This window comes from Mordavella massiliensis, assembly GCF_016902415.1.
Classification (GTDB): Bacteria; Bacillota; Clostridia; order Lachnospirales; family Lachnospiraceae; genus Merdimonas; species Merdimonas faecigallinarum.
In genome coordinates this window covers 1-16191 of the sequence record NZ_JACJLV010000044.1, presented here as the reverse complement: position 1 = coordinate 16191, position 16191 = coordinate 1, and the positions used below count along the sequence as shown (strand labels likewise).

Here is a 16191-nt window from a genome sequence, read left to right as displayed (position 1 = left end):
GCGACTATGGTATTAGAAGGCGGCGCCACCAGAGGGGTATTTACCTCCGGCGTCCTTGATTATCTGATGGAACAGGATTTTTACACCTCTCATGTGATCGGCGTGTCCGCAGGATCCTGCAACGGGGTGGATTATGTGTCAAAACAGATCGGCAGGACAAGAGACTGCATGATCCATAAAGAAAAGGAATACGATTATTATCACGATCTCCGGAAATTTATCAAGGAGAAGAGCATTCTGGATATGGATATGGTGTTTGACAAATATCCCAATGAGATTTTCCCTTTTGATTATGAAACGTATTTTGGATCGGAGACAGAGTGCGAGATCGTGACCACCAACTGTGAGACCGGACAGGCGGAATATATGACAGAACGCAAAGACAGGAACCGTCTGATGAAAATCTGCCGGGCGTCCAGCAGTCTTCCTCTTTTGTCTCCTATGGTAAATGTAGACGGGGTGCCGTATCTGGACGGCGGTCTGGCGGACTCCATTCCTGTGAAACGGGCTATGAAGCTTGGAAATGAGAAGATCATCCTGGTGCTGACCCGGAATCCGGGTTACCGCAAGAAACCGGTGTCTCCAGGGGTGAAGGCGCTTTATAAGCGGGCATATAAGAAATATCCGAATCTGGTGCGGACCACCATCCGGCGAAATGAAGTCTATAATCAGCAGATGAAGCTGGTGGAGAAGCTGGAGGACGAGGGAAAGATCTACGTGATCCGTCCGCTGATCCCCACAGTCTCCAGGCTTGAGAAAGATTATGATGCGCTGATGCATTTTTATGAGCACGGATACCGGCTGATGAAGCGGCAGTATCAGGCGCTGCAGGCTTATCTGGAAGAATAGGTGATCTCCTGCAGATACAGCCCTTTGGGGTCGCAGGGCTCTCCCGGATACTGGATGCCGGAGAAGATGTCCTCGATATCTTCTTTTTTACGCATGCCAAATCCGATGTCCAGCAGGATGCTGACAAGAAATCTTGCCATGTTGTGGAGAAAATCATCCGCCCGGATCATGATCTGCATTTCCTCGGTATCACCATAGATCTGGATGTCGTAAATCTCGCGCTCCGTGTTTTTGCTCTTTTTGGCGGAAGAAAAGTTATAAAAATCGTGCTTCCCGACCAGGAGAAGAGCGGCCTGCTGCATCAGGTTCTTGTCCGGGATGTGGTAGCAGTGGAAGGTATATTTCCGGTCAAAGACACTGGGCACGTCATCAATGGTCATGCGGTAAAGATAGGTTTTGGAAGAAGCGTTCATCTGGGCATGGAACCGCTCCGGCACTTCCTCCACTTCCGTGATGGCAATATCCATGGGGAGATACCGGTTAAGATAATGCTTGATCTCCGGCAGGGGCATGTCACATTCGGTCTTGAAATTGGCAACCTGCGCATAGGCGTGTACGCCGGCCTCTGTGCGGCATCCGCAGTTCAGTTCGATCAGGTATTCCCCGGTCATCTTTTTTAACACTTCAATGATTTTATTGGAAATCGTATTGTTCGATTCATTTTTACCAAGACGGGTCCAGCCCTGGTAGCGGCTGCCGTCATACTCTATCGTAAGTTTAATATTTCTCATAGCAGACATCCTTTCGTAGAAATCAGTTTTAGTATAGCAAATCTTATGCTATAATGAAAGAGCACTGCGGGAAATGTAATAAAAATCTAAGAAATAGACATACGGAGGAAAAGCGATGAGCGAAACATTCAAAAAAGTATCGGACTCGGCGGCGGAAACCCTTCACATCGTGCGCCCCAATCACCTCAATGCCGCAGGGCGGCTGTTCGGCGGCGTGCTGATGCAGTGGATTGACGAGCTGGCTGGCCTGGTGGCAAAGCGCCATTCCCATATGAACGTGACCACCGCGTCCGTAGATAACCTTCGCTTTCTGAAAGGCGCATATCAGAGAGACGTGGTCGTGATCTGCGGAAAGATCACCTACGTGGGAAATACCTCCATGGAAGTACGGGTAGATTCTTATGTGGAAGATCTAGACGGCGTGCGCACACCCATCAACCGGGCCTACTTTTCCATGGTAGCCCTGGACGATAACGACAAGCCCTGCAGGGTGCCAAGACTGGAACTGGAGACAGACGAAGAAAAAGAAGAATGGGAAAAAGCAAAGCTCCGAAAAGAAGTACGGATGATGCGAAAAGAAGTGGGGATCTAAAAGATCTCCACATTTTTTTTCGAATTATCCACATTTTTATGTGGATAATTCGATTGGGGACGGGGGATTTCCAGAAATCCCCCGTCCCCAATCGAATTAATGTAGAAACCCGTGCATCATTTTGACCATCTGGTCGATCTTTGCCTGTTCTTCTTTTGGCTTTCCTTCTTTTATTATGGACAGGATCAGGTCCATCTCTTCCGGAGTGAAGCGGATGCCCTTCTTATTGGCACCGGTAATCAGCGCCATCATCACGGGCGCAAGCGCCTTCCCGCTCTTGCCGCGGGTCCGGCTGGCGGCATTTTTGATCAGTTCCAGCTTCACCGGATCCATATCTTTCATCATCGGGTGGTTGATCCATTCGTTCATCACAGAATGCTCCTTTCATAATATCCTGCATAAAATCAGCCGTATCTGCCTGCTGCATCATTTCCATCATATTCATCATGGACTCCATCTGTTCAAAAGTATCCTGCTCTTCCTGGCTCATATATCGTTTGAGTTCATGAAAGATCTCTGCCCCGGAGGAGGGAGAACATCCGGAGGATGAAGGGAATCCCCGGAAATATCTGATCGTGCGGGTGAATTCTGTGAATTTGATATATACAGCCAGATGATGCTGGAAACGGGGCGGAAGATAGGGAAGCATGAGCTTCAGTGCGTACAGCCCCGGCGGAGTGACAAGATCGTCGAAAGGCGTCATAAGCCTGGGCGTTTCTGGTTTCATAAGGATTCTCCTTGCCTGACATTTGGACCCTGGTACCATTTATATGCCGGCTGTATAAGAAATATGAAACATGGAAACATATATTATAGGTAGGAACACTTCAAAAAGGAGGAGCAGAAATGGAAAGGCGTCTGATCATTGACGGCAATGAGGTATATGAGCTTGACGAGTCCTGTATGTTGAAAAAGAAAATAAAAACGCAGGATCCAAAGGAAAAGGAGAAAAGCAGGCAGTCCCATCTGAACCGGTATCAGCACAGAGGAAAATAAAAACAGGCGGCGGGATGTTTTACCCCGCCGCCTGTTTGCCGGCTGAAAGATCAGCAGTCGCATCCACATCCGCATCCGCCGTTGCCGCCGAAGCCGCCGCAGCAGCACAGAAGAAGGATGATCCACAGACAGTTGTCGTTGCCACAGCCATTGCCGCCAAATCCGCCGCCGCAGCAGCACAGAAGAAGGATGATCCACAGGCAGCTGTTGTCGCCAAAGCCGCAGCCTCCTCTTGACATTGCAGAATCGCAGCCGCATCCACAGTTGGTAGCACTTAAATCACTCATGTTAGAATCCTCCGATATTGATGTTTACAGTACATAATATGCAAAGGACATCAATGTGTGAAATGGCCTGTTTTTAATATTTGACCAGCCGTTTGACGGAATGCTGGAAGTGATAGGATTTTTTCTGAAGTCTCAGCCTGTCCAGGGCAGAGACGCTTTTCTTCACATGTTCATCATAGAGGGTGAGGAGATAGGAAATGGTGATGTTCCGGTTTTTGTACCAGGTGAACAAAAGCCAGTTCATAATGTCCGGATGCCAGTAGCGTTCCGGGATCTGGGCGCCCCGCAGGGTAAGCACATGACGGATCGCGTCCATGGATAACTTGGCCAGCCGGGGACTGCGGTGATGCTCCTTAAAGAGAAGATCGCTTTCGCAGATAATGTCGTAAAGATCATTGGCTGATTTCCAGTATGTGACGAATCCGGTCTCCCCGCCGTCTTCACCGGCATCGGCAGATTCCCGCAGATCAAAGGTCTGCATCACTGAGCGCCGTCCCTTCAGCTTGCGGTCATACTCCGCCCGCCTGTCCGGGTCCGAGAGTACGCGGTAGGCTTCCAGGATCTCCTGCATCTGCCGGGTGGTATCTATGCCGTTCCTTAGATTGGCGTCCGGATGAAACCGCTTGGCCAGCGCGTTCTTTGCAGCTGTGATTTCTTCGACAGTGGCCGTTACAGACACCCCTAATATCTCATAGTAGTTATTTTCTTCCATGATATCCTCCCCTTACAAATTCCCCTGTGCCATTTATAGTACGACAAAACCATGGGAAATTCAATAGAAGGTTGCGGAAGGATATAATTCGGAATATTCTGATAAAAAAGGATATTTGAGTGATGCATATGGACCGTGTCAGACAACTGGTCCGTTACTGGTGCGACGATACTTTTTCCGGGAAATGTCTGGGAAAAGGCGTGACTGCGGCGGTGCTGGATACCGGCCTCGCTCCGCATCCGGATTTCCGGGGACGGGTCCGGGTGTTTTTAGATCTGACAAAGGGAAAGAAGCAACTCCGGCAGCCCTATGATGACAGCGGCCACGGGACGCATGTGGCCGGGATCCTGGCTGGAGACGGCCGGATGTCCGGAGGCCTCCTTGCGGGAATGGCTCCAGAGGCGGAGCTTGTGATCCTGAAGGTGCTGGACGAAAAGGGGGAGGGGAGTATAGAGGATATCCTGCGGGGGATCCGGTGGGTGGAGGAGAACGCTGCCCGTCTTGGCATCCGGGTGGTCAATATCTCCGTGGGGGCCAAATCCGGCCTGGGAGAAGAAAAGGAACGGCGTCTGCTGTCAGCAGTGGAGATGCTCTGGGACCAAAATCTGGTGGTCACCGTGTCCGCCGGCAATCAGGGCCCCGGGGAAGGATCCGTGGCTGTGCCGGGCACCAGCCGCAAGATCATTACCGTGGGAGCCTTAAAGACCGGTACCGGAGTGCTGAACTGTTCCGGAAGAGGCCCCACCAGGGAATGCGTAGTAAAGCCGGATCTTTTTGCACCCGGATACCTGATCCGCTCCTGCAGCCACCGGCCTGGCAGGAGAAGCGGATATTATACGGCTAAAAGCGGGACTTCCATGGCGGCTCCCGTGGTCTGCGGGGCCGCGGCGCTGTACCTTTGTAAATATCCCGAAGCTTCCAATACAGAAGTTAAGCTCCGGCTGCTGCAGACCGCCCTTAAAACAGAAGGGGGAAAAGGAGAGCGGTGCCTGGACGTAAAACATTTCCTGCATTGACGCAAAGCTCTGGTCTGTAAGAAAATAAAGGTGTCAAGAAAAAACCCTTGACACCTCTTCGGTTTTCGTGTATGATAGCACAGGTGATAAAAGTGAATGAGATATTGGAACAGGCGCTGCTCTTTGATTTTTACGGAGAGCTTCTGACCGAACACCAGAAAGAGATCTACGGCCAGTTTATCCAGGAAGATCTTTCCCTGGGAGAGATCGCAAAAGAGGCCGGTATCAGCCGGCAGGGCGTGCACGACCTGATCCGAAGATGCACTCAGACGCTGAAAGGCTATGAAGAAAAACTGCATCTGGTGGAGCGGTTCCTGAATATAAGAACAAAGATCCGGCAGATCGACGAACTGCTGGAAGAGTATGAAGAGCAGGATACGACCGGTCTGACTGCGAAGATCCGGGCAGTCTCGGACGAGATCTTAGAGGAGTTATAACATGGCATTTGACAGCTTGACAGAAAAACTTCAGAATATATTCAAAAATCTGCGCAGCAAAGGCAGACTGACCGAAGACGACGTCAAAGAAGCGCTCAAAGAGATCAAGCGCGCGCTTCTGGCGGCGGACGTCAACTTCAAGGTGGTCAAGGATTTCATCAAGAAGGTCCAGGAACGGGCCATCGGACAGGATGTGATGAGCGGACTGAACCCGGGCCAGATGGTGATCAAGATCGTCAACGAAGAACTGGTAGAGCTGATGGGCTCGGAGACCACCGACATCCAGCTGCAGCCAGGAAGCGCCATCACTGTGATCATGATGGCAGGTCTTCAGGGAGCCGGTAAGACCACGACCACGGCCAAGCTGGCCGGAAAATATAAACTGAAGGGAAAGAAGCCCCTTCTGGTTGCCTGTGACGTGTACCGTCCGGCGGCCATCAAACAGTTGCAGGTCAATGGTGAGAAGCAGGGCGTGGAAGTCTTCGCCATGGGCGAAAACAATAAGCCCGCCAACATCGCGAAAGCGGCGCTGGAGCATGCCAGAAAAAACGGCCATAACATCGTGATCCTGGATACGGCAGGACGGCTCCATATCGATGAAGATATGATGGGCGAGCTGCAGGAGATCAAGGAAGCGGTGACGGTACACCAGACCATTCTGGTGATAGACGCCATGACCGGACAGGATGCGGTTAATGTGGCAAAAGAATTCAACGATAAGATCGGCATTGACGGCGTGATCATCACCAAGCTGGACGGCGACACCCGGGGCGGAGCGGCCCTGTCCGTTAAAGCCGTGACCGGCAAGCCCATTTTCTATGCAGGTATGGGCGAGAAGCTCTCAGATCTGGAACAGTTCCATCCGGACCGGATGGCGTCCAGGATCTTAGGCATGGGAGACGTCCTTTCCCTCATTGAAAAGGCAGAGGCCCAGATCGACGAGGAAAAGGCCAGACAGATGACCCAGAAGATGAAGAAAGCCCAGTTTGACTTTGACGACTATCTGGAAAGTATGAAGCAGATGCGTAACATGGGCGGACTTGGAAATATCATGAGCATGATGCCGGGCCTTGGAGCCATGGGCGGCATGAAGATGAAGAACCTGGATGATGAGCAGACGGCGCAGGCCGAAAAGAGCCTGGCGCGGATCGAGGCCATGATCTATTCCATGACCCCGGCGGAGAGAAGAGATCCGGATCTCTTAAACCCATCCAGAAAGCACCGGATCGCAAAAGGCGCCGGCGTGGACATCAGCGAAGTCAACCGCATGGTCAAACAGTTTGGCGAGATGCGCAAGCTGATGAAGACCTTTGGCAAGAGCGCAAGAAAAGGAAGACTGCGTTTTCCCTTTTAACTAACGGTATATCGCGTAAGGACGCGTTATATAAATTATGCCGGGGCATACAGAGAAAAGCCTTCCGGCGATCACACATAAAATATTTTAAATTTACGGAGGTAAAGAACAATGGCAGTAAAAATCAGATTAAGAAGAATGGGACAGAAGAAGGCTCCTTTCTATAGAATCATCGTGGCTGATTCCAGATCCCCGAGAGACGGAAAGTTCATTGATGAGATCGGAACCTATGATCCGAACTGCGAGCCCAGCGCGATCAAAGTAGACGAGGAGGCAGCTAAGAAGTGGCTGGCTAACGGTGCACAGCCGACAGAGACTGTCAGCAAGATCTTTAAAGTGGCAGGTATTGAGAAATAAAGCATACTTTGGAGGTGCGCACGATGAAAGAATTAGTTGAAGTGATCACAAAAGCACTGGTTGATGATCCGGACAGCGTAGTGGTAACGGAGCGGGAGGACAAAAAGTCCACGATCCTGGAGATCCGTGTCGCTGATTCCGATATGGGAAAAGTGATCGGCAAGCAGGGACGTATCGCGAAAGCTATCCGTCAGGTGGTAAAAGCAGCCGCTGCGAAGGAAGATAAGAAAGTCATCGTAGACATTATGGATTAATGGAATGGGAGAGCCCATTCATTACAGGGCAGACACCGTAAGAAGGGTCTGCCTTATTAAATGGAGAGAACTATGGAAGAATTACTGCAGGTAGGCGTAGTGACCCAGACCCACGGTATCCGCGGAGAGGTCAAGGTATTTCCTACGACAGACGATGCCGGAAGATTCCGGGATCTGAAAAAAATATTTCTGGATACGGGAAGGGAAAAACTCCCGCTTGAGATCCAGGGCGTAAAATTTTTCAAGCAATTTGTGATCGTCAAATTCAAGGGGCTGGATACTATCAATGAAGTGGAACGGTTCCGCAGATGCCCGCTCCTTGTGCCAAGAGAGGACGCGGTGCCTCTGGAGGAAGACGAGTACTATATCGCCGACATGATCGGCATGCAGGTGGAGACCGAGGACGGAAAAGCCTTTGGAACCCTGAAAGATGTAATGGAGACGGGCGCCAACGACGTGTATGTCATTGACAGCATTTCCCATGGAGAAGTGCTGGTGCCGGCCATTAAGGAATGCATCCGCAAGGTTGACGTTGCAGAAGGAAAGATGACCGTCCATCTGATGGACGGACTGGTACAGGAGTAGCGAAAATGAATTTTTATATTATGACTTTATTTCCCGAGATGGTGATGGACGGCCTTCACACCAGTATCATCGGGCGGGCCGTAAACAGCGGGCTCCTTCATATCGAGGCAGTGAATATCCGCGATTATGCCTTTAATAAACACAACAGCGTGGATGATTACCCTTACGGCGGCGGCGCGGGGATGCTGATGCAGGCGGAGCCTGTGTGCCAGTGCTATCAGGCGCTGGAAGAGCGGATCGGGAAGAAGCCAAGAGTGGTCTACCTTTCGCCCCAGGGAAAAACCTTTCATCAGGGGATGGCCGAGGAGTTTGCCATGGAAGAAGACCTGGTCTTTCTGTGCGGCCATTACGAAGGCATTGATGAACGGGTCCTGGAGGAGATCGTCACAGATTATGTGTCTATCGGCGACTATGTGCTGACCGGCGGAGAGCTGCCGGCCATGATCATGGTGGATGCCATCTCCCGGCTGGTGCCGGGCGTCCTTCACAATGACGTGTCGGCGGAATTTGAAAGTTTCCAGGATCATCTGCTGGAATACCCCCAGTATTCCAGGCCCGAGGTGTGGCACGAGAAACGGGTGCCGGAGGTGCTCTTGTCCGGCCACCATGCCAACATTGAGAAGTGGAGGCGGGAGCAGTCGGTGATCCGCACAGCGAAGAACCGGCCGGACCTTCTTGCAAAGGCGGAGCTAACAAAGGCGGAGCGGGAACTGGCAAGAAAAGTGATGGAAGAAGAATAAAGCGGGTTGAAAAAACCATTCTATCAGATTATAATAAGAAAGTAGACATGGAATACAAATAGTGTTCCTAAAAGAAAAAACGGGGAGCTGGCAAAAGAGCCGGCTGAGAGGAAGCGTTTCCTTCGCTTCGACCCGCAACCTGATTTGGATAATGCCAACGTAGGGATCAATACCAAGGAGAGATGTGACAGAGGTTCCCTTACGGACCTCTGTTTTTTGGTTCCTGCATATGAGATGGAGGTAAGAGTGATGAGCAGTTACACAACACAGATGGATGCAGCAAGAAAAGGGATCCTGACGCCCCAGATGAAACGGGTGGCGCAAAAGGAGCATATGCCGGAGGAAACTCTGATGAAGCTGGTGGCGGAAGGAAAAGTGGCGATCTGCGCCAACAAGCGGCACGAGTGCCTGGATCCGGAGGGCATCGGCAGTATGCTTCGCACCAAGATCAATGTCAATCTGGGAGTCTCCAGGGACTGCAAAGATTATGATATCGAGATGAAGAAAGTGATGAGCGCGGTAGAACTGGGCGCGGAGGCCATTATGGACCTTTCCAGCCACGGCAATACCCAGCCGTTCCGGCAGAAACTGACAAAGGAATGCCCGGTGATGATCGGCACCGTTCCGGTTTACGACAGTGTGATCCACTATCAGAGAGATCTGGCAACTTTGACCGCCCAGGATTTTATCGACGTGATCCGGCTTCATGCAGAAGACGGAGTGGATTTTGTGACCCTGCACTGCGGCATCACCCGCAAGACCATTGAGCAGATCAAGAAGCATAAGAGAAAAATGAATATCGTAAGCCGGGGCGGAAGTCTGGTATTTGCCTGGATGAGCATGACCGGAGAAGAGAATCCGTTTTACGAATATTATGATCAGATCCTGGATATCTGCGAAGAATATGACGTGACCATTTCCCTGGGAGACGCCTGCCGGCCGGGCTGCCTTGCAGATGCCACAGATGTGTGCCAGATCGAGGAACTGGTGCGGCTGGGCGAGCTGACCAAACGGGCCTGGGACCACAACGTGCAGGTGATGGTCGAGGGGCCGGGGCATGTGCCGCTCAACCAGGTGGCAGCCAATATGGAAGTGCAAAAAAGCATCTGCATGGGCGCACCGTTCTACGTACTGGGACCTCTGGTCACCGACATCGCGCCCGGCTATGACCACATCACCGGCGCCATCGGCGGGGCGGTAGCAGCCATGAGCGGAGCAGCTTTCCTGTGCTATGTAACACCGGCCGAGCATCTGGCCCTTCCCAACGTAGACGACGTAAAACAGGGCATCATCGCCTCCAAGATCGCGGCCCATGCGGCAGACATCGCCAAAGGCATCCCCGGAGCCCGGGAGATCGACGACCGGATGGCTGACGCAAGAAGAAAACTGGACTGGGAAGAACAGTTCGCCTGCGCCCTCGACCCGGAGACCGCACGCGCGATCCGCGACAGCAGAAGTCCGGAAGACGATCACAGCGACACCTGCAGCATGTGCGGAAAATTTTGTGCAGTTCGCAGTATGAATAAGGCTCTGGCAGGAGAATATATAGACATATTGTAGTAAGGGTACACCCTTAATTACAAAAAGGTACAGGGCAAATTGCCATTTGGGACGTAGACCTTTTGCAAAGGTCTACGTCCCAAACAGTCCCCGGAAAAAACCACTTGCATTCTTTTCTTACATATGGTAAACTAATATACGCTGTGAAGAAAAGGGAGATGGTCCTCTGGTACGTATGTATTTATGAACATCCGATGAATGAAGGAGGTCACGCAGTATGAACGAGATTATCAAGAATATTGAAGCAGCTCAGCTGAAGGAAGCTGCTCCGGAATTCCATGTTGGAGACACTGTAAAGGTATATGGAAAGATCAAGGAAGGCAACCGTGAGAGAATCCAGGTTTTCGAAGGTACTGTTCTGAAGAGACAGGGCGGCGGTTCCAGAGAGACTTTCACTGTTAGAAAGAATTCTAACGGAATCGGTGTTGAGAAGACATGGCCGCTGCATTCCCCGAACGTGGAGAGAGTAGAGGTTGTCAGAAGAGGTAAAGTCAGAAGAGCAAAACTGAACTACTTAAGAAACCGTGTCGGCAAGAAGGCAAAGGTAAAAGAATTAGTAAAATAGTTGAGAACGGAAAAAAGGACAAATACAGCTTGTATCTTGTCCTTTTTCTGATATTCAGGGTGATAGGATGAAACGTACAGATAGACGAAGGTATCAGCCGAAGCGCAGGAAAGTCAAGAGGAGAAAAGCCGGCCTGATCAAACCGAAGTGGAGACTGCGGTTAAACTGGGAGTATCTTCCGGTTGTCGCAAAGTGGGTGTTTGAGATCGCCGTGGTCTGCCTGTTTGCTTTTGTGGCCGTCTGGTATTTTGGCCAGCGGGTCAGCACGGTGGGCGATTCGATGAGCCCGGTCTTACGGAACGGGGATGTGGTGCTGGTGAACCGTATTGTATATAATGCGACTACGCCCAAGCGGGGGGATGTGATCGTTTTTAAGCCGAAGGGAAATGAAAATGATCATTATTATATCAAGCGGATTGTGGGACTCCCGGGAGAGACTATCGAGATCATCGAGAACCGTGTGTATATCGATGGCGAGCGCCTGGAGGAAGACTATGAGACCACCAATATTGATGATGTGGGAGTGGTAGATGAGAAGCTGAAGCTGGCCGGCGACGAGTATTTTGTGCTTGGCGACAACCGGGAGCAGAGCGAGGACAGCCGGGACGCTGACGTGGGAAATGTCAAGCGGGAGTATATCTATGGAAAAGCCTGGTTTGTCATTACCCCGGGCGACGAGTTTGGGTTTGTAAATTAACAGAGGAGAGTATAGAACATGCAGTTTCAATGGTATCCTGGTCATATGACCAAAGCGAAACGTATGATGCAGGAAAATATTAAGCTGATCGACCTGGTGATCGAGCTGGTGGACGCCCGGATCCCCCTTGCGAGCAGGAATCCGGATATTGACCAGCTGGCGCAGAATAAGGCCAGGATGATCATTTTAAATAAAGCGGATCTGGCGGAGGAAAAGTGGAATGCTGCCTGGGAATCTTATTTCCGGGAGAAGGGCTTTGAAGTGGTCCAGATGAATTCCAGAAATGCAGGGAAAATGAAGAGTGTACACGCTGTGATCCAGGAAGCCTGTAAGGAGAAGATTGAAAGGGACCGCAAACGCGGCATCCTGAACCGGCCGGTGCGGGCCATGGTAGTGGGGATCCCCAACGTGGGAAAATCGACATTTATCAATTCCCTGGCCGGGAAGGCCTGTGCCAAGACTGGCAATAAGCCGGGCGTTACGAAGGGAAAGCAGTGGATCCGTCTGAATAAGCAGGTGGAGCTTCTGGATACGCCGGGAATCCTGTGGCCTAAATTTGAAGATCAGAGCGTGGGTCTGCGGCTGGCCTTTATCGGTTCCATCAAGGATGAGATTGTGAACCGGGAGGAGCTGGCAGCGGAACTGATCCGTTTTTTAAACACATCCTATCCGGGGGTGCTGGAGGAGAAATACCAGATCCAGCCGTCCGAGGATGTGTATCGTCTGCTGGAGGAAATCGCGCTTAGCAGGAACTGTCTTTTAAAGGGCAGCGAACTGGACACAGGGAAGGCATCGCTTCTTCTGCTGGATGATTTCCGGGGAGGCAAACTGGGGAGACTGACGCTGGAATATCCGGCCGAGGTGTGATAAAATCTACTGTATAGTCAGAAAGGGGTCTGTAGCATTTATGGCAAGACACAGAAGAGAGCGGGGCATTTTCCGGGAACTGCTGGGATGGCTCGTATATATACTGATCATTATAGGACTGACTTATCTGATCATTACTTATGTGGGACAAAGGACCCGGGTCAGCGGACAGTCCATGGAGACGACTTTAAGTGACGGCGACAACCTGATCGTGGATAAGCTGACCTATCATTTTAAGGATCCCGAGCGGTTTGATATCATTGTTTTCCCATACAAATATGAAGAAAATACTTACTATATCAAGCGGATCATCGGGATGCCGGGCGAGACGATCCAGATCATGGGAGGATATGTCTATATCAACGGACAGCAGCTTACTTCGGACATATACGGGGCGGAAGTCATGCAGTCGGCAGGGATTGCGGCAGAGCCTATTACGCTGGGGCCGGATGAGTATTTTGTCCTGGGGGACAACCGGAACCACAGTACGGACAGCAGAGAGCCAAATGTAGGCGTCCTTCACAGAGAAGACCTGCTGGGAAGAGCCTGGGTGCGCATTTATCCATTCGATAAGATCGGAGTGATCAGACATGAATAAGCGGGAAGAGGAACGGATGAAAAAGCAGCAGGAAAAGCTGGAAAAAGAACTGGCGCGGCTGAAGACCATGAGTGTTTATGAGGAACAGTATGCGTCCTGTTCGTATATATGCGGGATTGATGAGGTTGGCAGGGGACCGCTTGCCGGGCCGGTAGTGGCAGGAGCGGTGATCCTGCCAAAAGACCATACGATCCTGTATCTTAATGATTCCAAGAAATTGTCCGAGAAAAAGAGAGAACTGCTGTATGACGAGATCATGGAGCATGCCGTGGCTACGGGGATCGGCATGGTGGGGCCTGCAAGGATCGACGAGATCAACATCCTTCAGGCCACCTATGAGGCCATGCGTATGGCGATTGAGAATCTGCAGGTAAAGCCGGATATCCTTCTCAATGACGCGGTTACGATCCCGGAGGTGGAGATCCTGCAGGTGCCGATCATCAAGGGAGACGCCAAAAGCATTTCCATTGCTGCCGCAAGCATCATTGCCAAGGTGACCAGGGACCGCCTGATGAAGGAATACGATCAGGTAATTCCGGGATATGATTTTGCAGGCAATAAGGGATACGGGACCAAAGCCCATCTGGAGGGGCTTCGAAGACTTGGACCGTCGCCCATCCACCGCCGGACATTTATCCGCAATTACATCTGACCAGAGCGGATCGAAGGAGAGGAATATGGAGAACAATCGGCGAAGGACCGGGGCCAGATATGAACAGACCGCCGGCAGGTATCTGGAGACAAAGGGATATCAGATCCTGGAGTATAACTATCGATGCAGAAGAGGAGAGATTGATATCATTGCCAGAGACCAGGAGTGTCTGGTGTTCTGTGAGGTGAAGTACCGCTCCGGACCGGGAGCCGGAGACGCGGCAGAAGCAGTGGACGCAAAGAAGCAAAGAAAATTGTCTGTGTGCGCGCTTTTTTATCTGACCAGTCACGGGCTGATGGACACCCCGTGCCGGTTTGATGTGGTAAGCATTACAGGAAACAAGATCCGGCTGTATCGGGATGCCTTTCCCTATGCCGGCAGTTAAGGAGAAGAGTATGAGTCTTGGATTACGGTATAAAAATGATGAGAAGATCCTGGAGGAACGTGTGGTAAACGGCGTTCCCCTGCTGGTTTATCCTCTGCTGGAAAAGACCGGCGTGGTAAAGCATGGATTTACGACCAGGCTTGGAGGCGTCAGCACCGGCTACTGTGCATCCATGAACATCAGCACGACCAGGGGGGATGATCCGGCGGCCGTGGAGGAGAATAAAAGAAGGCTGGCGGGAGCCATCGGCGTGAAGCCGGAAGATATGACATTTACCCACCAGACCCATACGGTCCATGTGGCCGTGGTAGAGGAAAAGGACCGGGGCAAGCGGTTTCTGGAGACGGACGGTATGGTGACGGATGTGCCGGGAATCTGCCTGGTGACATTTTACGCTGACTGCGTGCCTCTTTATCTGGTGGATCCGGTGAAGAAGGTGATCGGTCTGAGCCATTCCGGATGGAGGGGAACCGTGAACCGGATGGGCCGGGTGACCATTGAGAAGATGCAAAGCGTTTACGGGACAGATCCAGGAGACGTGGTGGCAGCCATCGGGCCTTCGATCTGTCAGGACTGCTATGAAGTCAGCGAAGATGTGATCGAAGCATTCCGGAAGAGTTTCCGGGAAGACCAGTGGGATCAGCTTTTTTACCGGAAAGAAAACGGTAAGTATCAATTGAATCTCTGGAAGGCAAATGAGATCATTTTCCGGGAGGCGGGAGTAAAGCCGGAACATATCGCGGTGACCAATGTATGCACCCACTGCAATCCGGATATTTTATTCTCTCACCGGACAACGGGGGAGAAACGAGGAAACTTAAGCGCGCTTCTTGCGCTGAAATAATCGGGCTCAATCGGGGAGGAACAACAGGATGAGGTATTATTTTTCCCTTGCCTCCGCTTCGTCTACTGGAGAAGAAACGGCGGAGCAGGTGGCGGAGGTTACACAGGATACGGTAGAGCAGGTTGGCCGTCTGACACAGTTTCTGCAGGATAATATCCCGCAGCTGATCGCCTTTGGCGTGCAGGTGATCTTTGCACTGATCTTTTTCTTTGTCGGACGACAGCTGATCAAGTGGGTGCGCAAGATCGTCCGGCACTCTTTTGAACGGTCCAGAGCGGATACTGGCGTGGCCCAGTTTGTGGATTCGCTGTTAAAATACGGCCTGTATTTTCTTCTGATCTTCAGTATCGCGGCAAGATTCGGTGTGGATACGGCGTCTGTGGCTGCACTGGTGGCGTCCAGTGGACTGACGCTGGGCCTTGCCCTGCAGGGAAGTCTTTCCAATTTTGCAGGCGGCGTACTGATCCTGCTTCTGAAGCCTTTTGAAGTGGGAGATTACATTGTGGAGGACACCAATCACAAAGAAGGAACCGTCAAAGAGATCCAGATCTTTTATACCAAGTTGTCTACCATAGACAACCAGACCATTGTGATCCCCAACGGCCTTCTTACCAACAACAGTCTGACCAACGCCACGGCCAAGGACGAACGCAGGCTGGACCTGAAGATCTCGGTATCTTATGAAGCGGATCTTAAGGAAGCCAAGCAGCTGATCGAAGAGATCATTACCCACGATCCCTGCGTCATGAAAGACGAGGATATCCAGGTGTTTGTAGACGACTTGGCGGCCAGCGCAGTGGTGATCGGCGCAAGAGCCTGGGTAAAGAACGAGGAGTTCTGGCCAACGAAGTGGAGGATCCTGGAAGAGATCAAGCTTCAGATGGACGCGCACGGGATTGAGATCCCTTATCAGCAGGTGACGGTGCATCTGCCGGAGAAGGGGTAGGAACAATCAGAACCACCGGCTTAGCCGGTGGTTCTGATTGCCCAGAGATTTTTTTCACGCATCTTGTTTTCCGGAGCAGGCTGTGTTATGATGATTTCACATCAAATTCCCGGATATTTTTCTTCTAAATTTTCTAACATCCGGACAGAGTTTTCAGGCGTTTCAGC

General features: G+C 51.4%; 23 protein-coding genes and 1 riboswitch. Of the genes, 19 read left to right on the top strand and 4 right to left on the bottom strand.

Annotation, left to right across the window (positions count from 1 at the left end; genetic code table 11):
* Positions 1 to 849 (top strand): patatin-like phospholipase family protein (locus tag H6A13_RS10905; RefSeq protein ID WP_204909599.1); only part of this gene is annotated, 849 nt, incomplete at its 5' end.
* Here the strand turns inward: H6A13_RS10905 and truA are convergent.
* On the bottom strand, positions 834 to 1580 hold the full coding sequence (truA, locus tag H6A13_RS10900; protein ID WP_204909598.1) for a tRNA pseudouridine(38-40) synthase TruA: 747 nt from the start codon (positions 1578 to 1580) through the stop codon (positions 834 to 836). The two genes, H6A13_RS10905 and truA, sit on opposite strands and share 16 nt — an antisense overlap.
* A gap of 115 nt (positions 1581 to 1695) precedes the next feature.
* On the opposite strand from truA, the gene H6A13_RS10895 reads away from it, so the two are divergent.
* Positions 1696 to 2172, top strand: coding sequence for an acyl-CoA thioesterase (locus H6A13_RS10895; protein WP_204909597.1), 477 nt, complete (start codon positions 1696 to 1698; stop codon positions 2170 to 2172).
* Between the two features lie 96 nt (positions 2173 to 2268).
* Here H6A13_RS10895 and H6A13_RS10890 read toward each other — a convergent pair whose 3' ends face one another.
* Positions 2269 to 2541: a hypothetical protein gene (locus H6A13_RS10890; protein WP_204909596.1), complete on the bottom strand. Its 273-nt coding sequence runs from the start codon at positions 2539 to 2541 to the stop codon at positions 2269 to 2271.
* A 477-nt stretch (positions 2542 to 3018) separates the two neighbouring features.
* Between H6A13_RS10890 and H6A13_RS10885 the strand changes: the two genes are divergently transcribed.
* On the top strand, positions 3019 to 3168 hold the full coding sequence (locus tag H6A13_RS10885) for a hypothetical protein (protein ID WP_204909595.1): 150 nt from the start codon (positions 3019 to 3021) through the stop codon (positions 3166 to 3168).
* 50 nt (positions 3169 to 3218) lie between these two features.
* Here the strand turns inward: H6A13_RS10885 and H6A13_RS10880 are convergent, their stop codons facing one another.
* Positions 3219 to 3455, bottom strand: a complete 237-nt coding sequence (locus H6A13_RS10880) for a chorion class high-cysteine HCB protein 13 (RefSeq protein ID WP_204909594.1) — start codon at positions 3453 to 3455, stop codon at positions 3219 to 3221.
* 73 nt (positions 3456 to 3528) lie between these two features.
* On the bottom strand, positions 3529 to 4167 hold the full coding sequence (locus H6A13_RS10875; protein WP_204909593.1) for a J domain-containing protein: 639 nt from the start codon (positions 4165 to 4167) through the stop codon (positions 3529 to 3531).
* Positions 4168 to 4289: 122 nt separating this feature from the next.
* Between H6A13_RS10875 and H6A13_RS10870 the strand changes: the two genes are divergently transcribed.
* From H6A13_RS10870 to H6A13_RS10795, 16 genes are all read left to right on the top strand, one after another.
* On the top strand, positions 4290 to 5183 hold the full coding sequence (locus H6A13_RS10870) for a S8 family peptidase (RefSeq protein ID WP_338043066.1): 894 nt from the start codon (positions 4290 to 4292) through the stop codon (positions 5181 to 5183).
* A gap of 92 nt (positions 5184 to 5275) precedes the next feature.
* A complete protein-coding gene (gene ylxM / locus H6A13_RS10865; protein ID WP_338043065.1) occupies positions 5276 to 5620 on the top strand; it encodes a YlxM family DNA-binding protein in 345 nt (114 codons plus the stop codon).
* A 1-nt stretch (position 5621) separates the two neighbouring features.
* On the top strand, positions 5622 to 6974 hold the full coding sequence (gene ffh, locus H6A13_RS10860) for a signal recognition particle protein (protein WP_204909591.1): 1353 nt from the start codon (positions 5622 to 5624) through the stop codon (positions 6972 to 6974).
* Between the two features lie 111 nt (positions 6975 to 7085).
* Positions 7086 to 7331: a 30S ribosomal protein S16 gene (rpsP, locus tag H6A13_RS10855; RefSeq protein WP_204909590.1), complete on the top strand. Its 246-nt coding sequence runs from the start codon at positions 7086 to 7088 to the stop codon at positions 7329 to 7331.
* A 23-nt stretch (positions 7332 to 7354) separates the two neighbouring features.
* Complete coding sequence (locus H6A13_RS10850) at positions 7355 to 7585, top strand: KH domain-containing protein (protein ID WP_204909589.1); 231 nt, start codon at positions 7355 to 7357, stop codon at positions 7583 to 7585.
* 72 nt (positions 7586 to 7657) lie between these two features.
* The gene (gene rimM / locus H6A13_RS10845; RefSeq protein ID WP_204909588.1) at positions 7658 to 8170 is read left to right on the top strand and encodes a ribosome maturation factor RimM; all 513 of its coding nucleotides are present in this window, start codon (positions 7658 to 7660) and stop codon (positions 8168 to 8170) included.
* Positions 8171 to 8175: 5 nt separating this feature from the next.
* On the top strand, positions 8176 to 8910 hold the full coding sequence (trmD, locus tag H6A13_RS10840) for a tRNA (guanosine(37)-N1)-methyltransferase TrmD (protein ID WP_204909587.1): 735 nt from the start codon (positions 8176 to 8178) through the stop codon (positions 8908 to 8910).
* 70 nt (positions 8911 to 8980) lie between these two features.
* Positions 8981 to 9093, top strand: a riboswitch (TPP riboswitch).
* 66 nt (positions 9094 to 9159) lie between these two features.
* On the top strand, positions 9160 to 10470 hold the full coding sequence (thiC, locus tag H6A13_RS10835; RefSeq protein ID WP_204909586.1) for a phosphomethylpyrimidine synthase ThiC: 1311 nt from the start codon (positions 9160 to 9162) through the stop codon (positions 10468 to 10470).
* Between the two features lie 217 nt (positions 10471 to 10687).
* The gene (gene rplS / locus H6A13_RS10830; protein WP_204909585.1) at positions 10688 to 11035 is read left to right on the top strand and encodes a 50S ribosomal protein L19; all 348 of its coding nucleotides are present in this window, start codon (positions 10688 to 10690) and stop codon (positions 11033 to 11035) included.
* Between the two features lie 67 nt (positions 11036 to 11102).
* On the top strand, positions 11103 to 11732 hold the full coding sequence (gene lepB, locus H6A13_RS10825; RefSeq protein WP_204909584.1) for a signal peptidase I: 630 nt from the start codon (positions 11103 to 11105) through the stop codon (positions 11730 to 11732).
* A gap of 18 nt (positions 11733 to 11750) precedes the next feature.
* Positions 11751 to 12599 carry a ribosome biogenesis GTPase YlqF gene (ylqF, locus tag H6A13_RS10820; protein WP_204909583.1) on the top strand — a complete coding sequence of 283 codons (849 nt, stop codon included), beginning with the start codon at positions 11751 to 11753 and terminating at the stop codon, positions 12597 to 12599.
* A gap of 40 nt (positions 12600 to 12639) precedes the next feature.
* A complete protein-coding gene (gene lepB, locus H6A13_RS10815) occupies positions 12640 to 13197 on the top strand; it encodes a signal peptidase I (protein ID WP_204909582.1) in 558 nt (185 codons plus the stop codon).
* A complete protein-coding gene (locus tag H6A13_RS10810; protein WP_204909581.1) occupies positions 13190 to 13849 on the top strand; it encodes a ribonuclease HII in 660 nt (219 codons plus the stop codon). The genes lepB (H6A13_RS10815) and H6A13_RS10810 overlap by 8 nt, the downstream gene beginning before the upstream one ends.
* A 25-nt stretch (positions 13850 to 13874) precedes the next feature.
* Positions 13875 to 14234 (top strand): YraN family protein, encoded by a 360-nt coding sequence (locus tag H6A13_RS10805; protein WP_204909580.1) that lies wholly within the window; start codon positions 13875 to 13877, stop codon positions 14232 to 14234.
* Positions 14235 to 14244: 10 nt separating this feature from the next.
* Entirely contained in the window at positions 14245 to 15078 is an 834-nt protein-coding gene (pgeF, locus tag H6A13_RS10800) for a peptidoglycan editing factor PgeF (RefSeq protein ID WP_204909579.1), read from the top strand.
* A 28-nt stretch (positions 15079 to 15106) separates the two neighbouring features.
* Positions 15107 to 16024 (top strand): mechanosensitive ion channel family protein, encoded by a 918-nt coding sequence (locus tag H6A13_RS10795; protein WP_204909578.1) that lies wholly within the window; start codon positions 15107 to 15109, stop codon positions 16022 to 16024.
* Positions 16025 to 16191 lie beyond the last annotated feature (167 nt).